The 16,223-nt window shown below is 65.6% G+C and carries 15 protein-coding genes; 11 read left to right on the top strand and 4 right to left on the bottom strand.

Features of this window, described 5'->3' with window-relative positions; translation table 11 throughout:
* The coding region (locus J2X37_RS15830) for a hypothetical protein (protein WP_310023139.1) at nucleotides 1-1,121 on the bottom strand (1,121 nt) is incomplete at its 3' end.
* Between the two features lie 462 nt (nucleotides 1,122-1,583).
* Between J2X37_RS15830 and J2X37_RS15825 the strand changes: the two genes are divergently transcribed.
* Together J2X37_RS15825 and J2X37_RS15820 are read left to right on the top strand one after the other, a co-directional pair.
* Nucleotides 1,584-2,561 carry a DUF2493 domain-containing protein gene (locus J2X37_RS15825; protein WP_310023137.1) on the top strand — a complete coding sequence of 326 codons (978 nt, stop codon included), beginning with the start codon at nucleotides 1,584-1,586 and terminating at the stop codon, nucleotides 2,559-2,561.
* Between the two features lie 188 nt (nucleotides 2,562-2,749).
* Nucleotides 2,750-3,328 (top strand): hypothetical protein, encoded by a 579-nt coding sequence (locus J2X37_RS15820; protein WP_310023135.1) that lies wholly within the window; start codon nucleotides 2,750-2,752, stop codon nucleotides 3,326-3,328.
* Between the two features lie 96 nt (nucleotides 3,329-3,424).
* On the opposite strand, the gene J2X37_RS15815 is transcribed toward J2X37_RS15820, so the two are convergent.
* Nucleotides 3,425-3,607 carry a hypothetical protein gene (locus J2X37_RS15815; RefSeq protein ID WP_310023133.1) on the bottom strand — a complete coding sequence of 61 codons (183 nt, stop codon included), beginning with the start codon at nucleotides 3,605-3,607 and terminating at the stop codon, nucleotides 3,425-3,427.
* Between the two features lie 781 nt (nucleotides 3,608-4,388).
* On the opposite strand from J2X37_RS15815, the gene J2X37_RS15810 reads away from it, so the two are divergent.
* A complete protein-coding gene (locus J2X37_RS15810) occupies nucleotides 4,389-4,613 on the top strand; it encodes a hypothetical protein (RefSeq protein WP_310023131.1) in 225 nt (74 codons plus the stop codon).
* A gap of 112 nt (nucleotides 4,614-4,725) precedes the next feature.
* Here the strand turns inward: J2X37_RS15810 and J2X37_RS15805 are convergent, their stop codons facing one another.
* On the bottom strand, nucleotides 4,726-4,944 hold the full coding sequence (locus J2X37_RS15805; protein WP_310023129.1) for a hypothetical protein: 219 nt from the start codon (nucleotides 4,942-4,944) through the stop codon (nucleotides 4,726-4,728).
* Between the two features lie 495 nt (nucleotides 4,945-5,439).
* Between J2X37_RS15805 and J2X37_RS15800 the strand changes: the two genes are divergently transcribed.
* The 8 genes from J2X37_RS15800 to J2X37_RS15765 all read left to right on the top strand — a co-directional run bounded on the left by J2X37_RS15800 (nucleotide 5,440) and on the right by J2X37_RS15765 (nucleotide 15,690).
* Nucleotides 5,440-5,703: a hypothetical protein gene (locus J2X37_RS15800; RefSeq protein ID WP_310023127.1), complete on the top strand. Its 264-nt coding sequence runs from the start codon at nucleotides 5,440-5,442 to the stop codon at nucleotides 5,701-5,703.
* Nucleotides 5,693-7,993: a type IV secretion system DNA-binding domain-containing protein gene (locus J2X37_RS15795; RefSeq protein ID WP_310023126.1), complete on the top strand. Its 2,301-nt coding sequence runs from the start codon at nucleotides 5,693-5,695 to the stop codon at nucleotides 7,991-7,993. Before J2X37_RS15800 ends, J2X37_RS15795 begins: the two co-directional genes overlap by 11 nt.
* 3 nt (nucleotides 7,994-7,996) lie before the next feature.
* On the top strand, nucleotides 7,997-11,047 hold the full coding sequence (gene mobF / locus J2X37_RS15790; RefSeq protein ID WP_310023124.1) for a MobF family relaxase: 3,051 nt from the start codon (nucleotides 7,997-7,999) through the stop codon (nucleotides 11,045-11,047).
* A 39-nt stretch (nucleotides 11,048-11,086) separates the two neighbouring features.
* Nucleotides 11,087-11,290 carry a hypothetical protein gene (locus tag J2X37_RS15785; RefSeq protein ID WP_310023122.1) on the top strand — a complete coding sequence of 68 codons (204 nt, stop codon included), beginning with the start codon at nucleotides 11,087-11,089 and terminating at the stop codon, nucleotides 11,288-11,290.
* A gap of 64 nt (nucleotides 11,291-11,354) precedes the next feature.
* Nucleotides 11,355-12,113 (top strand): hypothetical protein, encoded by a 759-nt coding sequence (locus J2X37_RS15780; protein ID WP_310023120.1) that lies wholly within the window; start codon nucleotides 11,355-11,357, stop codon nucleotides 12,111-12,113.
* 9 nt (nucleotides 12,114-12,122) lie between these two features.
* Nucleotides 12,123-12,353: a hypothetical protein gene (locus J2X37_RS15775; protein WP_310023118.1), complete on the top strand. Its 231-nt coding sequence runs from the start codon at nucleotides 12,123-12,125 to the stop codon at nucleotides 12,351-12,353.
* A gap of 38 nt (nucleotides 12,354-12,391) precedes the next feature.
* Entirely contained in the window at nucleotides 12,392-14,056 is a 1,665-nt protein-coding gene (locus J2X37_RS15770; protein WP_310023115.1) for a hypothetical protein, read from the top strand.
* A gap of 11 nt (nucleotides 14,057-14,067) precedes the next feature.
* On the top strand, nucleotides 14,068-15,690 hold the full coding sequence (locus J2X37_RS15765; RefSeq protein ID WP_310023113.1) for a hypothetical protein: 1,623 nt from the start codon (nucleotides 14,068-14,070) through the stop codon (nucleotides 15,688-15,690).
* Here J2X37_RS15765 and J2X37_RS15760 read toward each other — a convergent pair.
* Nucleotides 15,687-16,208: an SOS response-associated peptidase family protein gene (locus J2X37_RS15760; RefSeq protein ID WP_310023111.1), complete on the bottom strand. Its 522-nt coding sequence runs from the start codon at nucleotides 16,206-16,208 to the stop codon at nucleotides 15,687-15,689. The genes J2X37_RS15765 and J2X37_RS15760 overlap by 4 nt on opposite strands.
* Between the last annotated feature and the right edge of the window lie 15 nt (nucleotides 16,209-16,223).

The following is a 16,223-nucleotide window of genomic DNA, read 5'->3' as shown; positions in this document are numbered from 1 at the left end:
TCATCCGAAAGTGGCGGCACGAGCCGTGTCACCGCCGTCGCATAGACCCAGGCACGTGCGAGCTGGTTAGACAGCGGGTCTCGGAACACCACCAGACACCAGCGGCCCTGCGTCTTCTCGATCGCGAGCACGGTTCCTCTCGGCGCTCGCAGCACCACGTCGCCGGCGCGATTGGGCGTCCGCCGGAACGTCGCATCGCGTGCCAGCTCCGCTCTCGGCAAATCGGAAACATAGGCTTCGTCGGCGCGGGTCTCGGCATCGCCGAGCCGCTGCGTCTCAGCCTGCAGATGCTCATACTTCCGGTTGAGCTCGGCGATCGTCGCCTGTTGCTGGGGTGAGGGGTTCGGTTGCAGCGCCACGATCGCCAGCACGAAGCCCAGGAGCCCGAACAGCCAGGCCGACCATTGCATGAGCCCCATGGTGTTGAGCTCGGCGATCGTCTTGGGACCGAGGCTCGCCAGATAGGCGAGCACCTTCTCGAACAGTTCGCCGACCAGCGCCGAGCTTTCCTCGTCGCTCGACGCTGCCGCGATCGCTTCTGCGATCCGCTGCGTCTCCAGCACCATCTCGGCCGCGAGCGCCGTCGCAGACTGCACCACGCCCTCGCTCGCGCGGAGGGTCATGGCATCGACCAACCGCATCCGCTCGGCAATGGCGCTGAATGCGGAGAAACGCGGCAGCGCGTCCTCGACCATGCGCCGGATGCTGTCGCCGGCACGCGCCTCAGCGATGGCCGCGGCGACCGTTCCCCGGTTTCGGTCGAACGCACGCACCGTCTCGAGCGTGGTGTTCGATAGCCGGCGCTGCTCCTCGAGGAACCCGCCGTTGCGCTCAGCGATGCTGTGCGCCGTCTCCGTCACCGAAAGTGCCCAGGCCGTGCTGGTCAGCTGCTTGAACGTCTCGCGCTCTTTGCGATCACGCTCCAACACGTCCAGCACCCTGCGGTAGGGCTGTGCGAAATCGAGTTGCTGCCGCAATTTGGTGTGTTCGCTGGCCTGCCGGATCGCCTCGGCAACCGCGCCACCGCCCAGTGCATCCCGATAGAATCTCGCTCGCTCGCGCTCTTCGCGCATGAAGCGATCGGCCGCGGTTTCGGGAAGTCCGAAGGGATTGTTTCTCATGAGCCCGAGTCTGCCCGATCGGTGGAGCCCGTGCGACCAACATTTCGCCAACCGCCGGCAACCGCGGCGACATGGTCGACGCATCCCACCCTGCGGGCGGGACCGGCGCTCTACTCGCCTGCGGCTCCCGGAGCCCCGTCTCCGCCGGGTCTCCGCCCTCCGGGTGACGATCACCTTGCGGGGGGCGTGGGGCGGGCGTGGTGGACCAAAAATCTCTCTCTCTGAATTCCTAGTTGTGACGTGCGGGGATCCGAGCCCGTCAAGGATGAGCGGTACCCCCAATTTTCACGAACCCTCCGCTTTGCTCCGGGCCCGAGAAAATCGGCTCCCCCGCTCCCCGCTTCGCGGCGTTAACCGGGGTCCGGCTGGCGCCGGCTTCCCGGTTAACGTCCCTGACCGACACGACCGCCGCACGTCGAATGAGAAGCCTCATCGAATGGATGAGATTCGAAGGAGGCTATCATGCAGACCAGTTTCACGAACTTCGCCGACCTTGCCAGCCACATCGCCGCAGCCCGCGAGAACGAGGACCTGACCCATACCTACGAGGGTGCGTTCATCGAGCCTAACGAGATGGCGAAGCTCAGCATTGTCGAGGCGCCGGAAGCGCTGGACATGCCCGATCCGGAGCAGGTGCGGGCCGCCGTCGAGATGATGATGCAGACGATGTTCGATGTGCTGCGCGACACCCGCATGGAGGCCTTCGCGACCGATCTCGCCTGGGGTTTCGCGAACAGCTTCCACGTCGTGGCGAAGCGGATCGAGGGGCGGGAGGATGACGCGGCCAAGAAGCTCGGTGATCTCGCCCGCTCCTACGACCCCTCCGAGATCTACGCGACCGAATTGGAGGACACGCAGCTCCTCTGCCAGACGCTGCAGGGGTGCCGGGAAGCGATGGAGTGCATGCGCGACCATGCCGCCGAAGTGTACCGCGTCGAGACCGGCAAGCCCTTCTCGCCGGTCCGGGGAAGCCGGGTGTCGAGCGCGCTCAACGCCTCGATGATCGACGCCCGCGACTATCTTGCCTCACGCGCACGGGAACGCCGCGAACAGTTCGCACCCGAAGGTCCCGTGGTGGCCTTCTCAGGCGGCCAGGTCTGGGAGGACGGAGAGCTGCTCTGGAAGGGTCTCGACAGCATCAAGGCGCGCATCCCGGAGATGATCCTCGCGACGACCGCGCAAGCCAAGGGGTGCGATGCCGCGGCGCACGCGTGGGCCGCCTCGCGCGGCGTGAAGGTCATCCAGTTCCGCCTCGATCGCAGCCAGGGCAACCGGGCGGCGTTCGTCCGCAACGACCGCATCCTCAACCTCAAGCCGGTCGAAGCGGTCATATGCGAAGGCTCCGGCATCCAGCAGAATCTCGCCCAGAAGCTGCGGCAGGCGGGGGTTCCGCTGCACATCGTCCGCCTCGCCCACCAGAGCAGCCAGCGCGCTGCGTGAGGTGCAAACCGAGAGGCTCCGGCGTCAGCCGGGGCCTCTCCTCCTTTCTTGCGTCGAAAAGCGGCGCTCAGGGGCATCGAGCCCCATCGCGCCGCGAGACGGAGCGCGTTCGCACTCGCTCAACGGCCCCGCCCACGGCGGCAAAGGGGAGGGGGAAAGGCAGTTGCGGATCAACAGGGGAAAACGAGATGCCCGTCACGTTCCGCATCGCCACTGACGCCGACGACCGCGACGGCCCAACCGCCGCCATCAGTGCCTGCCAACTCGCCGCCTTTTGCACCCTTCTGCGCCAAGAGGGCGAACGCTCAGGCATCATCCTCGTCGTTCTTGACCCCGAGGTAGCTGGCCTCACCTTCGATCATTTAGAAGCCAGGGTCTGCCCGCTGGCGCTAGCGACTATCGCCAGGCTTTTCGACTATGACGAGGCGGTTATCGCGGTCGTCGAGGAAGCCCAGTTCCGCCGCCGCCGCATCACCTTCCATCCTGCCAATCAGGCCGGCGCCATCGCTATGGAAGTAGCTCTTACGTCCGACCTCGGTCACGAACTCGACCTCGCCTCGAGCAACGCATTCGCACTGCTCGAAAGCCTCGGCTTCCGACCCGATAGTGCCGGTGAAATCCCGGTCGACGCAGTTCGAGCGCGGCTCGCGCAACCGGCGGTTCGCCGGCGTGCCGCGGTGGCGGGGGCCAGTGCCTATCTGGATCGGCTCGATCGGCTTCTTACCACCGCCGGTCTCGACGATGCGCCGCGGTTGGAATGGGCATAGCCTCCGTCCAATTCGGCTGACAGCGCAGGGCGCGTCGCTCCGGCGGCGCGCCCATTTTTTTGCATGTCGGGTCCGAGAACCGGTGGCAGCCGAGCCTCAATTTCGCAGCGGTCCTCGGTTGTCCTCTAACCCCGCTCGGCGCAGTAAAACGTCGATCGCCCGCTGCGCATGGCCGGCAGCCGCAGCCTCTTCCGCCGTGCCGAGATAGACCAGCGTCTGGCGTAGCAATGCAAGCGCCAGCGCGCGCGCGACGACCTGCTCTGACGGGTTGGTATCCATGCCCCGGTCCCGAGCGCCAAGGAGATCCCAGCGGCAGTCAGCGGTGCGCCCAGCCAACAACTCCCGCGCGCTGGGCGCGGGAGCCGGGGCTGGTAACACGTCGAGACATGCGCCTACGCTTTTAGTGCCGAGGCACCTGGACATATGCGCAGGCACCCCGGCGTGATCGCTCACCCCGAGTTGCCGTTCTCGACGGGATTACCAGTCCCGGCGCCGCCCGTTTCGCAGCGCCCGAACGGACTAACATGTGGTCGGACATCGAACCATGATTTTGTGGATCGAAGGCTCAGGCGATGGCCTGCCGAGGCGACCGGCCAGCGTGACCTCGAAGAACTAACGGCCGAGCTTCTGACGTGGTCCGGTTAACGCTTTCCCGCGACAAGGATGCGCGAGGAGGTCAGACCCCTGAGCGAGGTAAATGGGTTCCACTATGACCCCGATCAGGTCGCAGGGCGATAGCCGATCGGCACGCCGCCCCGCACAGCGGCGGAAAGCCAGACCCGCCCCTCACGGGCTGCCACCGCGATCCCAACCGGGGGATAAAAATCTCTCACAGACTTCCAAGGATGTCGTTGAGGGAGCCGCCGCGTCAAGGACGGCGGGGCCCCACCATTTTCTTCGGCGGATCGAGGTCGGGCTCCCTTCGGCGGCGATAGTGGCCGCCGAAGAAAATCGTGACCCCCACCGCCGCTGCGCGGCGCCGGCGATGCCGGCGTCCCTGACCCGGCGGCTCCCTCAACGACGGCCATTCCCCTGTCATTCAAGACGACAGGAGGCTCACATGCAGATCATCTCGACCGCCGCACACGCCGATGCCGCCAACTACCTTGCCGCCCTCGCATTCGCCGAGCGCCGCGCGCTTCACAGCTTCTTCGATCAGCACGTCATCGAGGAAACGGACGGGCGCTACATCGCAATCGATGAGGGCGACTATGACGCGCTGCCGATGACGCTCGTCGACCGGGTCGTTCACACGGTCCCAGGACAAATGTCGGACGAATACTGAGCGTCGGGGAGGGGCTGCGGCCTCTCCCTTTTTTTCGCTTGGAGAGGTGCGGTCATGGGGGGCATCGAGCCCCCCATGACCGCGCCGCGACATCGTCGCGGCGGAGCAGGTCTCAGGCCGCCAGCCGCTTTTCGACTTCCTCGATACCGAGCGCCTTGATGCGTCCGGCAAGCGCCTCAAGCCGCTTGCCGTCGAGCTTCAGCAAGCCCGACTTGTCGACGGCCTTGATCGCCTCCTCACGCTCGCGTTTCGCGAGCAGCTCACGCTTCTCCGCAAGCCGTCGCTCTTCCTCTTCGAGCGCCTGCCGTTCCTGTTCCAATGTACGTGCCATGATGGCCTCGCTGTTCAGAGCTGATCGGGCTGCGAACGAGGCGATCGTAGCGTGTTGTCCAGCGGATCGGAAGCGGCGCAATACCTCCGTCTAAGTTATTGCTGCGGAGCGCCAGCCATTCCGCCGCAAGGCGGACCGTGTCCCGCCGGATCCCGGAACGCCCGCCATGAATAGATCACCATCACGACCTAGGACCACGGATCAATCCTGGTAGACTTAGCACACCCTACGCACCTGAAGGTGCAGGTTTCCCATGCGTTTCCAAGACCTTACTTTGACCTGCGCGTGTGCCACGACGTGGGACAGGCGTAGCTACTTCGGATTCCGGCCTAATTTGAGGTGGTTACCTGTCCCACGCGGTAACACGCCTTCGCTGCTTCTCAATTCTCTTTGCCGCCCGCCGCTCCATCAGCTATAACGACGCACGCTTTCTCAAGTCCCCACCAGCCTCTCTGCTAGGAGGCTGGTTTGTCTTCGACGACACGGCACTGCACGGTGCGGCTCGACCGCCAGCAGTATGATCGCATCTTGGCCCTCGCGACGGACCAGGAATGCAAACCCTCCGAAATCATCCGGGCGGCGGTCGATGCCTATCTCGGCACGGCGAGCGTCATCACGTCCAGCCACCGCCGACTGGCGCGGATCAGCGAGTTCATGCAGCTCGCGCTCGACGTCATCATCAGCGAGCAATATCCTGAATTCCGCGAGCGGATCATCGCCAATGCGGACAAGCGCCTGGAACAATACCATGGCGCGTAAGGACATCCGCAGCGATGGTCGCGCCATACCGCTGACCCACCATTCGGCACGCGGCAAGGTCCACCGCAACGCCGGCAATTTCACGCGGGGAAGTCAGCTCCTCACGCACGAGATGCTGATGTGGTTCTCGGGCGCGAAGCTTCCCTTCATCCTGTGGTTCTTCGCCTTCCTCGCGGCATGGTTCATCATCATGTCGCTGAAGCTCGACGAGCACGGCTTCCAGCTCGTCTGCATGAAGCTCTACGCCATGCTCTGGGATTGGGTCGGCCTCGACCCGGCCAAGCGGGTCAACGTGACCCTTCCGAACGGCGACATCCACCGGACGATCATGCCGGTCGTCCAGTACATGCCCGAAGTCCAAAGAGCCTGGAGCGTGGCTGTGCGGGGCTTGCTCGGCGCCATTCTCGTTTCCGTGTTTCTCATCGTGCCGCTGACCATCTGGTTCGTCGACATTTCGCGGCGCCGTGGTCGGTCGATCTTGCAGGAACGGCACGAACGAGGCGCCATGCTGGTTGAGCGCGATCTGCTCCGCGCCGAGGTCGCGCAGCACAACCAAGCCGCCTTCGAGAAAGAGGCCCGAGAGTGCCTGCCGGATCTCTCGCCGCGGCAGGTGCTGCAGCTGCCCTTCGCCGCGCGCAAGGCGGCCGGGATCCACCACCCCTACACGCTTGCAGGCATCCCGTTCCCGCATCGGATGGAACAGTCGCACACGATGCTGGTCGGCACCACCGGGTCGGGCAAGACGACCGAGCTGCGAAGCCTCGTCAAGCAGATGCGCGCGCGCCAGGACAGCGCCGTCATCTTCGATCTCACCGGCGCCTATGTCGAGGCATTCTATGACCCCGAACGGGATACGATCCTCAATCCGATGGACCGGCGCTGCCCGGCATGGTCGATCTTCTCCGACTGCCGCTCCCACAGTGAGTTCACCGCAGCCGCTGCGGCCCTGATCCCGTCGGACGGCGGTTCCTCCGAGCCGTTCTGGGCGCTCGCTGCGCGCACGCTCTTCATTGAGATGTGCGTGCGCCTTCAGGAGCGTGGTGAAACCACCAATCTCGCGCTGTCGGAACATCTGATGACAGCCGACCTGAAGCGCGTTCACCGCTACCTTCAGAACACCATCGCCGACCCTCTGACGGCCCCGGAAGCCGCCCGCATGGCGGAGTCGATCCGCGCCGTTTTCAACACCAACGCGCAGGTCCTCCGCTTCCTGCCAGACGATGGTCCACGCTTCTCGATCCGGGAGTGGATCACGGGCGAGAAGAAGCCGGGCTCGATCCTCTTCATCACCTCCAATTACGTCGACATGGCGATGAACCGGGCGCTGCTGACGCTCTGGATGGATCTCGCCATTAACCGGCTCATGACCATGCCGCGTACGCGCTCGCTGCGGACCTGGTTCATGTTCGACGAGCTCGGCGCGCTCCACCGGCTGCCCGCCATCGAGAACGGTCTCCAGACGGCCCGCGCCTTCGGCGGCGCAATGATCCTCGGCATTCACAGCTTCGAGAAGCTGGTGGAGGTTTACGGCGAACAGGGTGCCCGCAATCTTGCCTCGCTTGCCCGCTCCAAGCTTATCCTCGCGACGGCCGACCTCGACACCGCCGAGCAGTGCGCGCGCTACATCGGAAACCGCGAAGTCCGCCAGATGGATGAGGCCTACAGTTACGGCTACAACAATACGCGGGACGCTTCGACACTGACCCCGCGCAAACAGGTCGAGCCTCTCGTCATCGCCGATGACATCACGAACCTGCCCTCCATGCACGGCTTCGTGAAGTTCCCCGACGGCTTCCCTGCCGCCCGCATCAAGCTCGACTGGAAGGACTATCCCCAGGTCGCTGAAGGCTTCCTGCCACGCCCCGACATGAAGCCTGTGCGGTCAAAGCGCGGAGATGAGGTGTTCGATGGCGAGGGGAGTGGTGAAGCGGGCGGGCGGGACGGTGCCGGTCAGGTAACCGAAGAGGTGGTGGAGCCCGTCAACGTGGCGAAGGAAATGGCGGCGCGGATCCTCTCGGTAGAGGTCGAGGAGAAGGATCCGAACAGCACGGCAGTCCGCGAGAACAACGCCGATCGGGACGGGCAGGCCCCCCGCGAACATGCCGCCGACACGGCTCAGGCCGCCCGGGCGGCCGCCGAGCAAGAGATCGTTCAGGCGCGCGACCGTGACGACCGGAGGGACGGTCGCGGCCACAACCATGCGCCTCAGGTCGAAGATCAGACGATCGTCGAACTACGCCAGGATTTCTCGGCCGGCCCTGATCATGACGGCATGGACATGGGGATCTAGCTGGTGCTCTCGGTCGCATCCGTTCGATCCGCTTCCGGGGCCGCCGGCTACTTCGCGAAGGACGATTATTACACGGTCGACGACAGCTCCGAGGTGAGCGCCTGGGGCGGCGAGGGTGCCGCCGACTTGGGCCTGTCCGGCGAGGTAGCGAAGGACGCCTTCGAGGGCATTCTGAATGGCATCCTCCCGAGCGGGGAGGGCGTGGCGCAGGTCGAGAACCGGCGATCGGGCGTCGACCTCACCTTCTCGGCTCCGAAGTCGGTGTCGCTGCTCGCCTACGCCACCGGCGACAAGCGTATCCTCGGCGAGAACGGCGCCAACATGAAGGCGGTCGCGCGGGCCATGGCGTGGGTGGAGAAGAACCTCGCCGAGGGGCGCAAGGACGTGGAGGGACGCAAGGTACCGGTGCACTCCGGCAACCTCGTCTTCGCCTTGTTCCAGCACGACACGAGCCGCGCGCTCGATCCTCAGGCGCACATCCATGCGGTGATCGCCAACCTGACCAAGATGCCCGATGGCAAATGGCAGGCGCTCCATGCCGACAAGATCTGGAGCAACAACACGGTGATCGGCTCGATCTACCACGCCTTCTTGCGCGAGGAGATGGAGAAGCTGGGCTATCAAGTCGAGCTCAAGGGCAAGCACGGGACGTTCGAAGTCGCCGGCGTCCCCAAGGCGGTGCTGGAGGCGTTCAGCCAGCGCCGCGAAGCCATTCTCGAGAAGGCAGCCGAGCTCGGCATCACCTCTCCCAAGGGACGGGACAGCGTCACCACCAACACGCGCGATCCCAAGCTGAACGTGGAGGACCGCGATGTCCTCCGACGCGAGTGGATCGATAAGGCGGCGGCTCTAGGCTTCAATGGCAAAGCCCTCCTCGAGGCGGCGCTTGCAAGGTCCGAACAGCGCGAGCCGGGAAGCGCGCTGGAGCGCGGCTATCGCGCCGTATCCGAGGCGCTGACGAGCGCCTGGGACAAGGTTGGCGATGTCCTCAAGCCGCACGATCCTCTCGTCGATCGAGGCCTGGCTCGCGTGACCCACTCGCCGGCAGAAGCCCGTGCGCAACTGGCGGTTGCGTCCGCCGTGCGCATGCTTTCCGAGCGTGAAGCCGCCTTCAACGTCAACCAGCTCGGCAAGACCGCTCTCGATCTTGGTCTGAAGGGCGTCACGGTCGATCAGGTCGAGCGGCGGATCGCTCAGCTCGTGGAACGTGATCAACTGATCGCGGGCGAGGCGAGCGTGGGCGACACCCGGCCACGCATGGTGACCACGCAGGGGGCGCTCCGGACCGAGGAGCGCATCCTCAAGGCGGTGGAGGACGGGAAGGGCGCTTCCACCCCGATGATGGCCGCCAGCGAGGCTCCCGAGCGCTTGCAGGGACATGCGGATCGCGAGCTCAACGCCGGGCAGCTCGCCGCCGCCACTCTGATCGTGTCCTCAGAGGACAGGACGGTGGTGGTGCAGGGCATAGCCGGCGCCGGCAAGTCGACCATGCTGCAGTCCGTCGCGCGGGTCGCCGAGGCGGAGGGGCGGGCCGTCACGGGCCTCGCCTTCCAGAACAAGATGGTGGCGGACCTCGCGGAGGGCACCGGAATCAAATCCCAAACCATCGCCTCCTTCATTCTTGCCAACGAGCGGCATGTCACGAACCGGCAGGGCGACGCCTATGAGCAGGCGCGCGCCGTTTTCGGCGGCCAGATGCTCGTCGTCGACGAGACCTCGATGGTGTCGAGCGACGCCATGCTGAAGCTCCATCAAATCTCAGCCGCGCTCGGCGTCGACAAGCTCGTTCTCGTTGGCGACCGGCAGCAGCTCTCCTCGATCGATGCGGGCAAGTCGTTCGCACTCATCCAGGCGGGTGGAGGAACCATGGCGCGCATGGACGAGAACATCCGCCAGCGCACCGATCAGCTGCGCACCGTCGCGGCGCTGGCCAATGTCGGCGAAGCGGGCAAGGCGATGAAGGTGCTCGGCGACAGCGTCATCGAGCACAAGAGTCCGGCCTTGCACGCAGCCGAGATGTGGCTCGGCCTCTCGACCGTCGATCGGGAGGCGACGGCGGTGTTCGCGTCGGGCCGCGCCTCGCGTGCGATCATCAATCAACGCATTCAGGACGGGCTTGCGGCCGAAGGGACTGTGCGCGGCGAAGGTATTCACCTCACCGTCTACGAGCGGATGAACACCACGCGCGAGGAACTGCGGTACGCATCCACCTACCGGCCCGGGCAAACGCTCGAGGTAGGCAGGGGCGGCGGCGGGGACGTCGGCTTGGCCGCAGGCCGCTACGAAGTGGACAAGGTTCATCCCAACGGCAAGGTCGACCTTCTCGACGGTCGCCGGCGCATCCGGTTCGACCCACAGAAACTCTCGCCAACCGAGAAGCGCGACCGCCTGCAGCTCAGCGAGAAGAAGGATCTTCACCTGCGCGAAGGCGATCGCGTTCGCTGGACCGCCAACGACAAGGGCAGGGGGCTCCACAACGCCGCCCTGGCGCGCGTCCTCACCATCGATGCGAACGGCGTCACCGTCGAGACCGCGGGCAATGAGCGGCTGACGCTCGACCTGGGGGATCCGATGCTGTCGCGGCTCGACCTCGCTTACTCGCTGAACATGCACATGGCGCAGGGCATCACCACCGATAAGGCGATCACCGTCATGTCGAGCCAGGAGCGCAATCTCTCCAACCAGCGCCTCTTCAACGTCGGCGTCACCCGCGTTCGCGACGAACTGACGATGGTGGTGGACGATAAGGCGAAGCTCGAGCACCAGCTCGACAACAACCCCGGCAACAAGACCTCGGCGCTCGAAACACTGGGTCGTCTCGACGTCGACCGGGAACGCGGCACGGGCACTAGCCCACGCGAAAAATTCGATCCCGGCCCGATCGATCTGGCGGACTTGCCGCCGTTGCCAGGCGACCCGCCGATTCCGGCCGCCGGGAAGGGCCAGGCTGCGCCCGCACCGGCCGATGCCCTCAAATCACCGCCCGACCTCAAGCCCGACCGCGGCGACGTGCTGCCGCCGCTTCCGGAACGCAGCCTGGGGCTCGATCTGTGACGACCGACCGGCCGGACCGCCGGATTGAAGGAGACGACGATGAGTGGATGGGATTTCGACGATGTTGGGAAGTTCGGAAGCGATAAGGCTGCCGAGGACTTTGCCAAGCGCAACAATGTGGATCCCCGCGACATCCGTACCCGCGCCAAAGGGGATGGCGTGGAACTCGAGATCCGGCGCTCCAGTCTGGACCGACGTGGGCTCAAGGACAGCGGCGAGGGGCGCCGGGACGGCTGGAGCTGATCGAAGCATCCGGCGCGGACGAGCACTCCATGGCCGCGCCGGCACAATGGGGGGAGACATCATAATGGGCATCGACGATCGCGATTACATGCGGGAGCGCTATCGGCAGCGCCAAGGCTTGACCTCAGAGAAGGGATTCTGGGGCTTTGGCAAGGCTGCGCGGCAGGCCCGAGCGGCTAAAGCCAAGCAAGCGAAAGCGGTCCCACTCGGAAGCGCTTCGTGGGTCGACGGGAAGTCGCGAGTGGAGTTTACGGATCCCTGGTTCGCAACGAAGAACCGGGGCTTCGACTATCAAAGGAGCAAAACCCGATATAGGGGGCGATCGCCTCATCTGTTGCAAAAATGGGTGTTGCTGCTCTCGGCGGTCTCCATCCTCTTTCCAGCGTATCGGGAGATGAAGCGAGGCGGCTGGCTGCCTGACATGGCGCCGGCGGTTCCGTTCCCACGTTCTGGCAGCGTCGCCGTGAACAAGCTGGTGGAGCCCGGCAGCGCAACCTCGAGAATGCGGGTCACGGCAGGGCCTGCCAACGCCGTGGTTCAGCTGTTCGACCCGGCGACCGACGACCACGTCATCTCGGTTTACGTGCGCAAGGAGGAGGACGTGACCGTCCCGGTCCCGCCAGGCACCTATCGCATGCGTGTGATCGAGGGCGCCAAGTGGCACGGCCCCGTCAGGTTCTTTGGATCTTCGACCACCTACGAGAGCGTCGCGCGCCTGATGACCTTCACTCGCACGCACTTCAGCGGAATCGATCTGCATCGCCGTCCTGACGGGCAATTGAAAACCCGGATCAAGCTCGGAGATCCACCCCCGCTTCGATGAGGAATGGCCATGCTCGATATTCTCGCAGACCTGGAGACCACGGCCCGCTATTTCGGGCCGAACACATCCTACGAACGAGCGGCAGAGCTGCTGACCTTCGAGCTGCGGGCTCTCGAGCCAGCAGCGGTTATCAGCTCAACAGAAATGCCATTTGTGACACTTTACCCAGTTATTCTAGGTAAAGTGTCATTGATGACAGGACCCTGGTGGGTTGGTGCTGATCAGGGTCAGAAGGCGTGATAGCAGGGGAGTCCTGCCTCTCCGAGATTCGTCCCCGCATGCCTCACCACATCTTCTACTCCTGGCAGAGTGACACGGAAAACCGTGTCGGGAGAGGCCTGATCCAGTGGGCACTCGATCGCGCGATCCGGGCGATCAACGCCGACGCCGATGTCGACCCGGCCGATCGCGAGCTCCAGGCGGACCGCGATACGCTGGACGTGCCCGGTATGCCGCCGCTTGCCGACACCATCTTCGAAAAGATCGACCGTGCCGCGGCCTTCATCTCCGATCTGACGCACGTTGCGACCCGCGCTAATGCCGAGCGGTCGCCCAACCCGAACGTCCTCCTCGAGCATGGCTATGCGCTGAAGTCGCGCGGCTGGCGCAGCCTCATCGGCGTGATGAACACCGCCATGGGGCATCCCGACGGGCATCCTTTGCCCTTCGACCTGCGGCATTACCGCCGGCCCATCCTCTATCACTGCCCACCCGACGCCGGCGACGAGGAGAGGCAGGCGGCGCGTACAGGCCTGCAGCGCGCGCTCGAAGAGGCGCTGCGAGGGATCCTCGCCGACGAGGTGCTACGCGCGGCACGCGTCCCGCCGCCGGCCGAGCCGCACCCGCATGATGTGGCGCTGCTACAGCGTTACAGGGCGCAGCTGCCCGAGCAACTGCGCCAGTTTTTGCGCGAGCACAGCTTCGGCACGCCTTACCGCCGCAAAATGCTCGACCCGCTCGACGAGATGGCGGTGGCCTGGGCCGGCGCAGAGTTCGACTTCGAGGACCCGGTCCTTCAGGAGGCCGGCAAGGCGCTCCGTCACGCAAACGGTTCGCTGATCCGGCTCATCGACGAGCGGATCTACGCCATGGACCGCAACCCCGAGATGGGCTGGCCCAAGACGGACGACGATGTGCGGCGCGGTATTCAGCCGGCGACGCTCGCGATCATCGAGGAGCTGAACGCACGCGCGGAGACGCTCGTCAACGCGATCGACGCGTTCGAGAAGGTGGGCCGATCGCGGGTGCGGGTTGCGGCGGCACCTGCGGCGCCACCCCCGGTCGACGGCCGCTGGGAGGCGGCACGCGCCGCGCTGCAGGAGCTGGCGGCCGATCGCGTCCGCGGCGGGGTGCCGCAGATAGTGCGCATACCGAGCATGGTGCTGCGGCTCGTGCCGCTCGCCGCCATGGAGCGGCTGCGGCTCGATCCAAAGGTGGTGATCTGGGGCGCCCGCCGCTTTCCGCCGGATACGAACGTCAGGGTCGCCGAGGATTCTGATGAGCGGCAATGGTGGAGCTATGGCCTGCCGCTGATCCAGACCGACAACAATCCCGAGACGCGCTGGCTCACTCGCTTCGTTCGGCCCGGCATGATCGAGTTCGAGATGACGATCGGCGACCGGATCGACGATGATCCCGAGATCATGATCGATGGCCGCGCGCTGGAAGGAGTAGTCGTCCAGCATTTCGAGCGGCTCGCCGTCGTCCTTGCCACCATCGGCTTGCCGGGACCTGGTGTTGCCAGCGTCGGTTTGCGCGGGGTGGAGGACGTCGTGCTCCGGCGCGCGCGGCCCGGCGGACGGAAGATCCGTCGGCCCGAGCTCGTCCTGCCCAACCTTGAGGTCGATGATCTCGGTGCGCCGTTTCAGCCGCGCTTGCGAGAGCAGTTCGACATCTTGTGGCAAGCGGCCGGCTGGGCCGACGGCTCGCCGTCCTACGACTGAGACGCTGTCCCGTGCCCCTTAAGCCACCATCGCCCGAGACCGGGGCCGAGGGCCTCGCCGCCTTCCGCGCAGCCGCCAAGCTGTACGAAGGATCGCTTCGCAACAGGTCCTTACGCGAGTTCTACCGCAAGGACCTCGCCAAATGGCAGAAGCTCTATGCGACGCTCGCGGCCAAGCGGCCGAGCGGCTCGCCAGCCGCGGCCCACTTCGCCAAACTCTCGGCGCTCTGCGGCGCGCTCCTCGCCGAATATGGTCCGGAATCGCCGCCCAAGGTACGCGCGCGCAAAGGGAGCGTTGCCGTCGCGCTCAGCTACCCTGACTTTCCCGACGAGATCAGCCACCGGATCCACTTTTTCGAAGGTCCGGGCCTCCGGCGGCAGCGAGCGATCGAGCTCGCCGCCTACGCGCCGGCCGTCTCGCGACAGACTTCCGGTCGCGGCCGCGTCCTGCTCTCGGTTGGCGTGCGCAAGGACCAGGTGCGCCTGTTCCACCGCCTCGTCGAGGCGATCGGAGAGCTCGCCTCCGACGACGTCGCGGCTGCGGGCTTTGACATCGGTTATGTCATGCGCCCGGACGGCATCGCGCCAGGCGAGAGCTGGACCGCCAATCCCGTTGATCCCGCGCTCCCAATCGCTCGGATCTGGCAGGATAACGGCCATGCGATGGGCTACAGCCACCATGCCTGGCTGCTTGGCAGCCAGTGGCGAGGCTCAGACGGCAAAGGTCTACCGGACGACCTGCCTGCGCCTGACGCCGGCCCTTGGGACCCTGATCCGCACTGGCAGCGCGTGCTGAAGCTGACCGAGACCGATCGGCTGGAGGAGGCGCTGGCACTTGTCGAAGAGGTGCCCGGACATGCGCGCGAACCGCTGTTCGACGAGGTGCTCTACCTTCGCTTTCTTACAAAAACCCCGCTTCGCGCGCAGGACGTCCGCGTGCTCGCACGCAAGCACGCCGCGACCTCGTCGATCGCCGGTCGGCTCCTGGAGGAGTTTGAGCGCTTCCTCGACCATCTCGACGCGCAGCTTGCGCTCGACCCGCCCATCCTGAGCGACATGACCGGACTGCAGGCGGGGTTCGTGCCCCTCGCGATCCCGCCGATGCCGCCCCCGTCCGATTGGGCGGCGTGCCGGCGCCACATCGCGCAGTTCATCAATCCGAGCAGCCCCCGGGGCAGGATCTTTTCGAGGAACATGGGCGTCGCCGACGTCGGTGCATCGGCCTTCTTTGCGCAATGGATGGTCGCGGCCGAAGATGCGTTCCGCCGCGAGCGTGGAGTCCCGGAGATCGGCCGCGGCTGGGCTTCAGAGGTCGCGCTCCTCGATCTTGTCCGCACGATCTGGCCATCGGCGGTTCATCAATGGCGGCCCGCCTTCCTGGGGCTTCAATCGATCGACATCCATGTGCCCGAGCTGCAGCTCGCCATCGAGTATCAGGGGCAGCAGCATTATGAGCCGATCACGCTCTTCGGCGGCGAGGAGGGGCTCGCGATGACCCAAGCCCGCGACGAGAGGAAGCGCGCCCTGCTCGCGCATCAGGGCGTGCGCCTGCTCGAATGGCGCTTCGACGAACCGATGACCCGAGCCCGGCTGGTCGCCCGGCTCGCCGAGATGGGGATTGGCGTTCCCGACTAGAGCGCTAGCGCGGCCTGCCGCCGCCCGCCGGACAGCTCCTCGACCACGAAAGTTCGCGCAGGCGGCGTCGTGAGCAGCCCGGCATCCGGCACGAGTGCGTCGAGCCACTGCATGTTCTGGCGCCGCTGGATGATCGCGCCGTGCCGATCCTGGTAGCGGGCGACCTCCGGATTGGCGGGAACGGTCACCACGCGGTAGCTTAGTGGCCAGTCGCCCATCGCTGGCTCCCAGATCGCCGCGATGTAGAAGAAGTTGCCACCGTCCAGCGTCGCGCGATAGCGTCGCTCGCCGACTGTGATGTGAAACTCGGACGCGGGCACGAGGCAGCGATGGCTGGGGAAGGTCTTCCCTTCCGACCGGACGAAGCGATAGCTTTCCCCGTCGGAAAAGCGCGGATTGGACCCCCACCGCGCTTCGACCATCTCGATTTCTTCCGGGTCCTCCGGATTGCGACGGATGATGGCACGCTGGCTGCCAAGCGGCGCATCAGCGTCGAAAGGGGTGGGCGTACTCACCATAAGAACATATTTAGA

It is taken from the genome of Croceicoccus sp. BE223 (assembly GCF_031457155.1).
Lineage (GTDB): Bacteria > Pseudomonadota > Alphaproteobacteria > Sphingomonadales > Sphingomonadaceae > Croceicoccus.
This window is presented reverse-complemented; position numbering and strand designations above follow the sequence as displayed.

Bases quoted from the DNA above. Each gene is read 5' to 3' on its own strand.
- J2X37_RS15780 (WP_310023120.1), top strand. From the start codon at position 11,355: ATGGGCATCGACGATCGCGATTACATGCGGGAGCGCTATCGGCAGCGC.
- J2X37_RS15825 (WP_310023137.1), top strand. From the start codon at position 1,584: ATGCAGACCAGTTTCACGAACTTCGCCGACCTTGCCAGCCACATCGCC.
- J2X37_RS15805 (WP_310023129.1), bottom strand. From the start codon at position 4,944: ATGGCACGTACATTGGAACAGGAACGGCAGGCGCTCGAAGAGGAAGAG.
- J2X37_RS15775 (WP_310023118.1), top strand. From the start codon at position 12,123: ATGCTCGATATTCTCGCAGACCTGGAGACCACGGCCCGCTATTTCGGG.
- J2X37_RS15785 (WP_310023122.1), top strand. From the start codon at position 11,087: ATGAGTGGATGGGATTTCGACGATGTTGGGAAGTTCGGAAGCGATAAG.
- J2X37_RS15815 (WP_310023133.1), bottom strand. From the start codon at position 3,607: ATGGATACCAACCCGTCAGAGCAGGTCGTCGCGCGCGCGCTGGCGCTT.
- J2X37_RS15810 (WP_310023131.1), top strand. From the start codon at position 4,389: ATGCAGATCATCTCGACCGCCGCACACGCCGATGCCGCCAACTACCTT.
- J2X37_RS15795 (WP_310023126.1), top strand. From the start codon at position 5,693: ATGGCGCGTAAGGACATCCGCAGCGATGGTCGCGCCATACCGCTGACC.
- J2X37_RS15770 (WP_310023115.1), top strand. From the start codon at position 12,392: ATGCCTCACCACATCTTCTACTCCTGGCAGAGTGACACGGAAAACCGT.
- J2X37_RS15820 (WP_310023135.1), top strand. From the start codon at position 2,750: ATGCCCGTCACGTTCCGCATCGCCACTGACGCCGACGACCGCGACGGC.
- J2X37_RS15760 (WP_310023111.1), bottom strand. From the start codon at position 16,208: ATGGTGAGTACGCCCACCCCTTTCGACGCTGATGCGCCGCTTGGCAGC.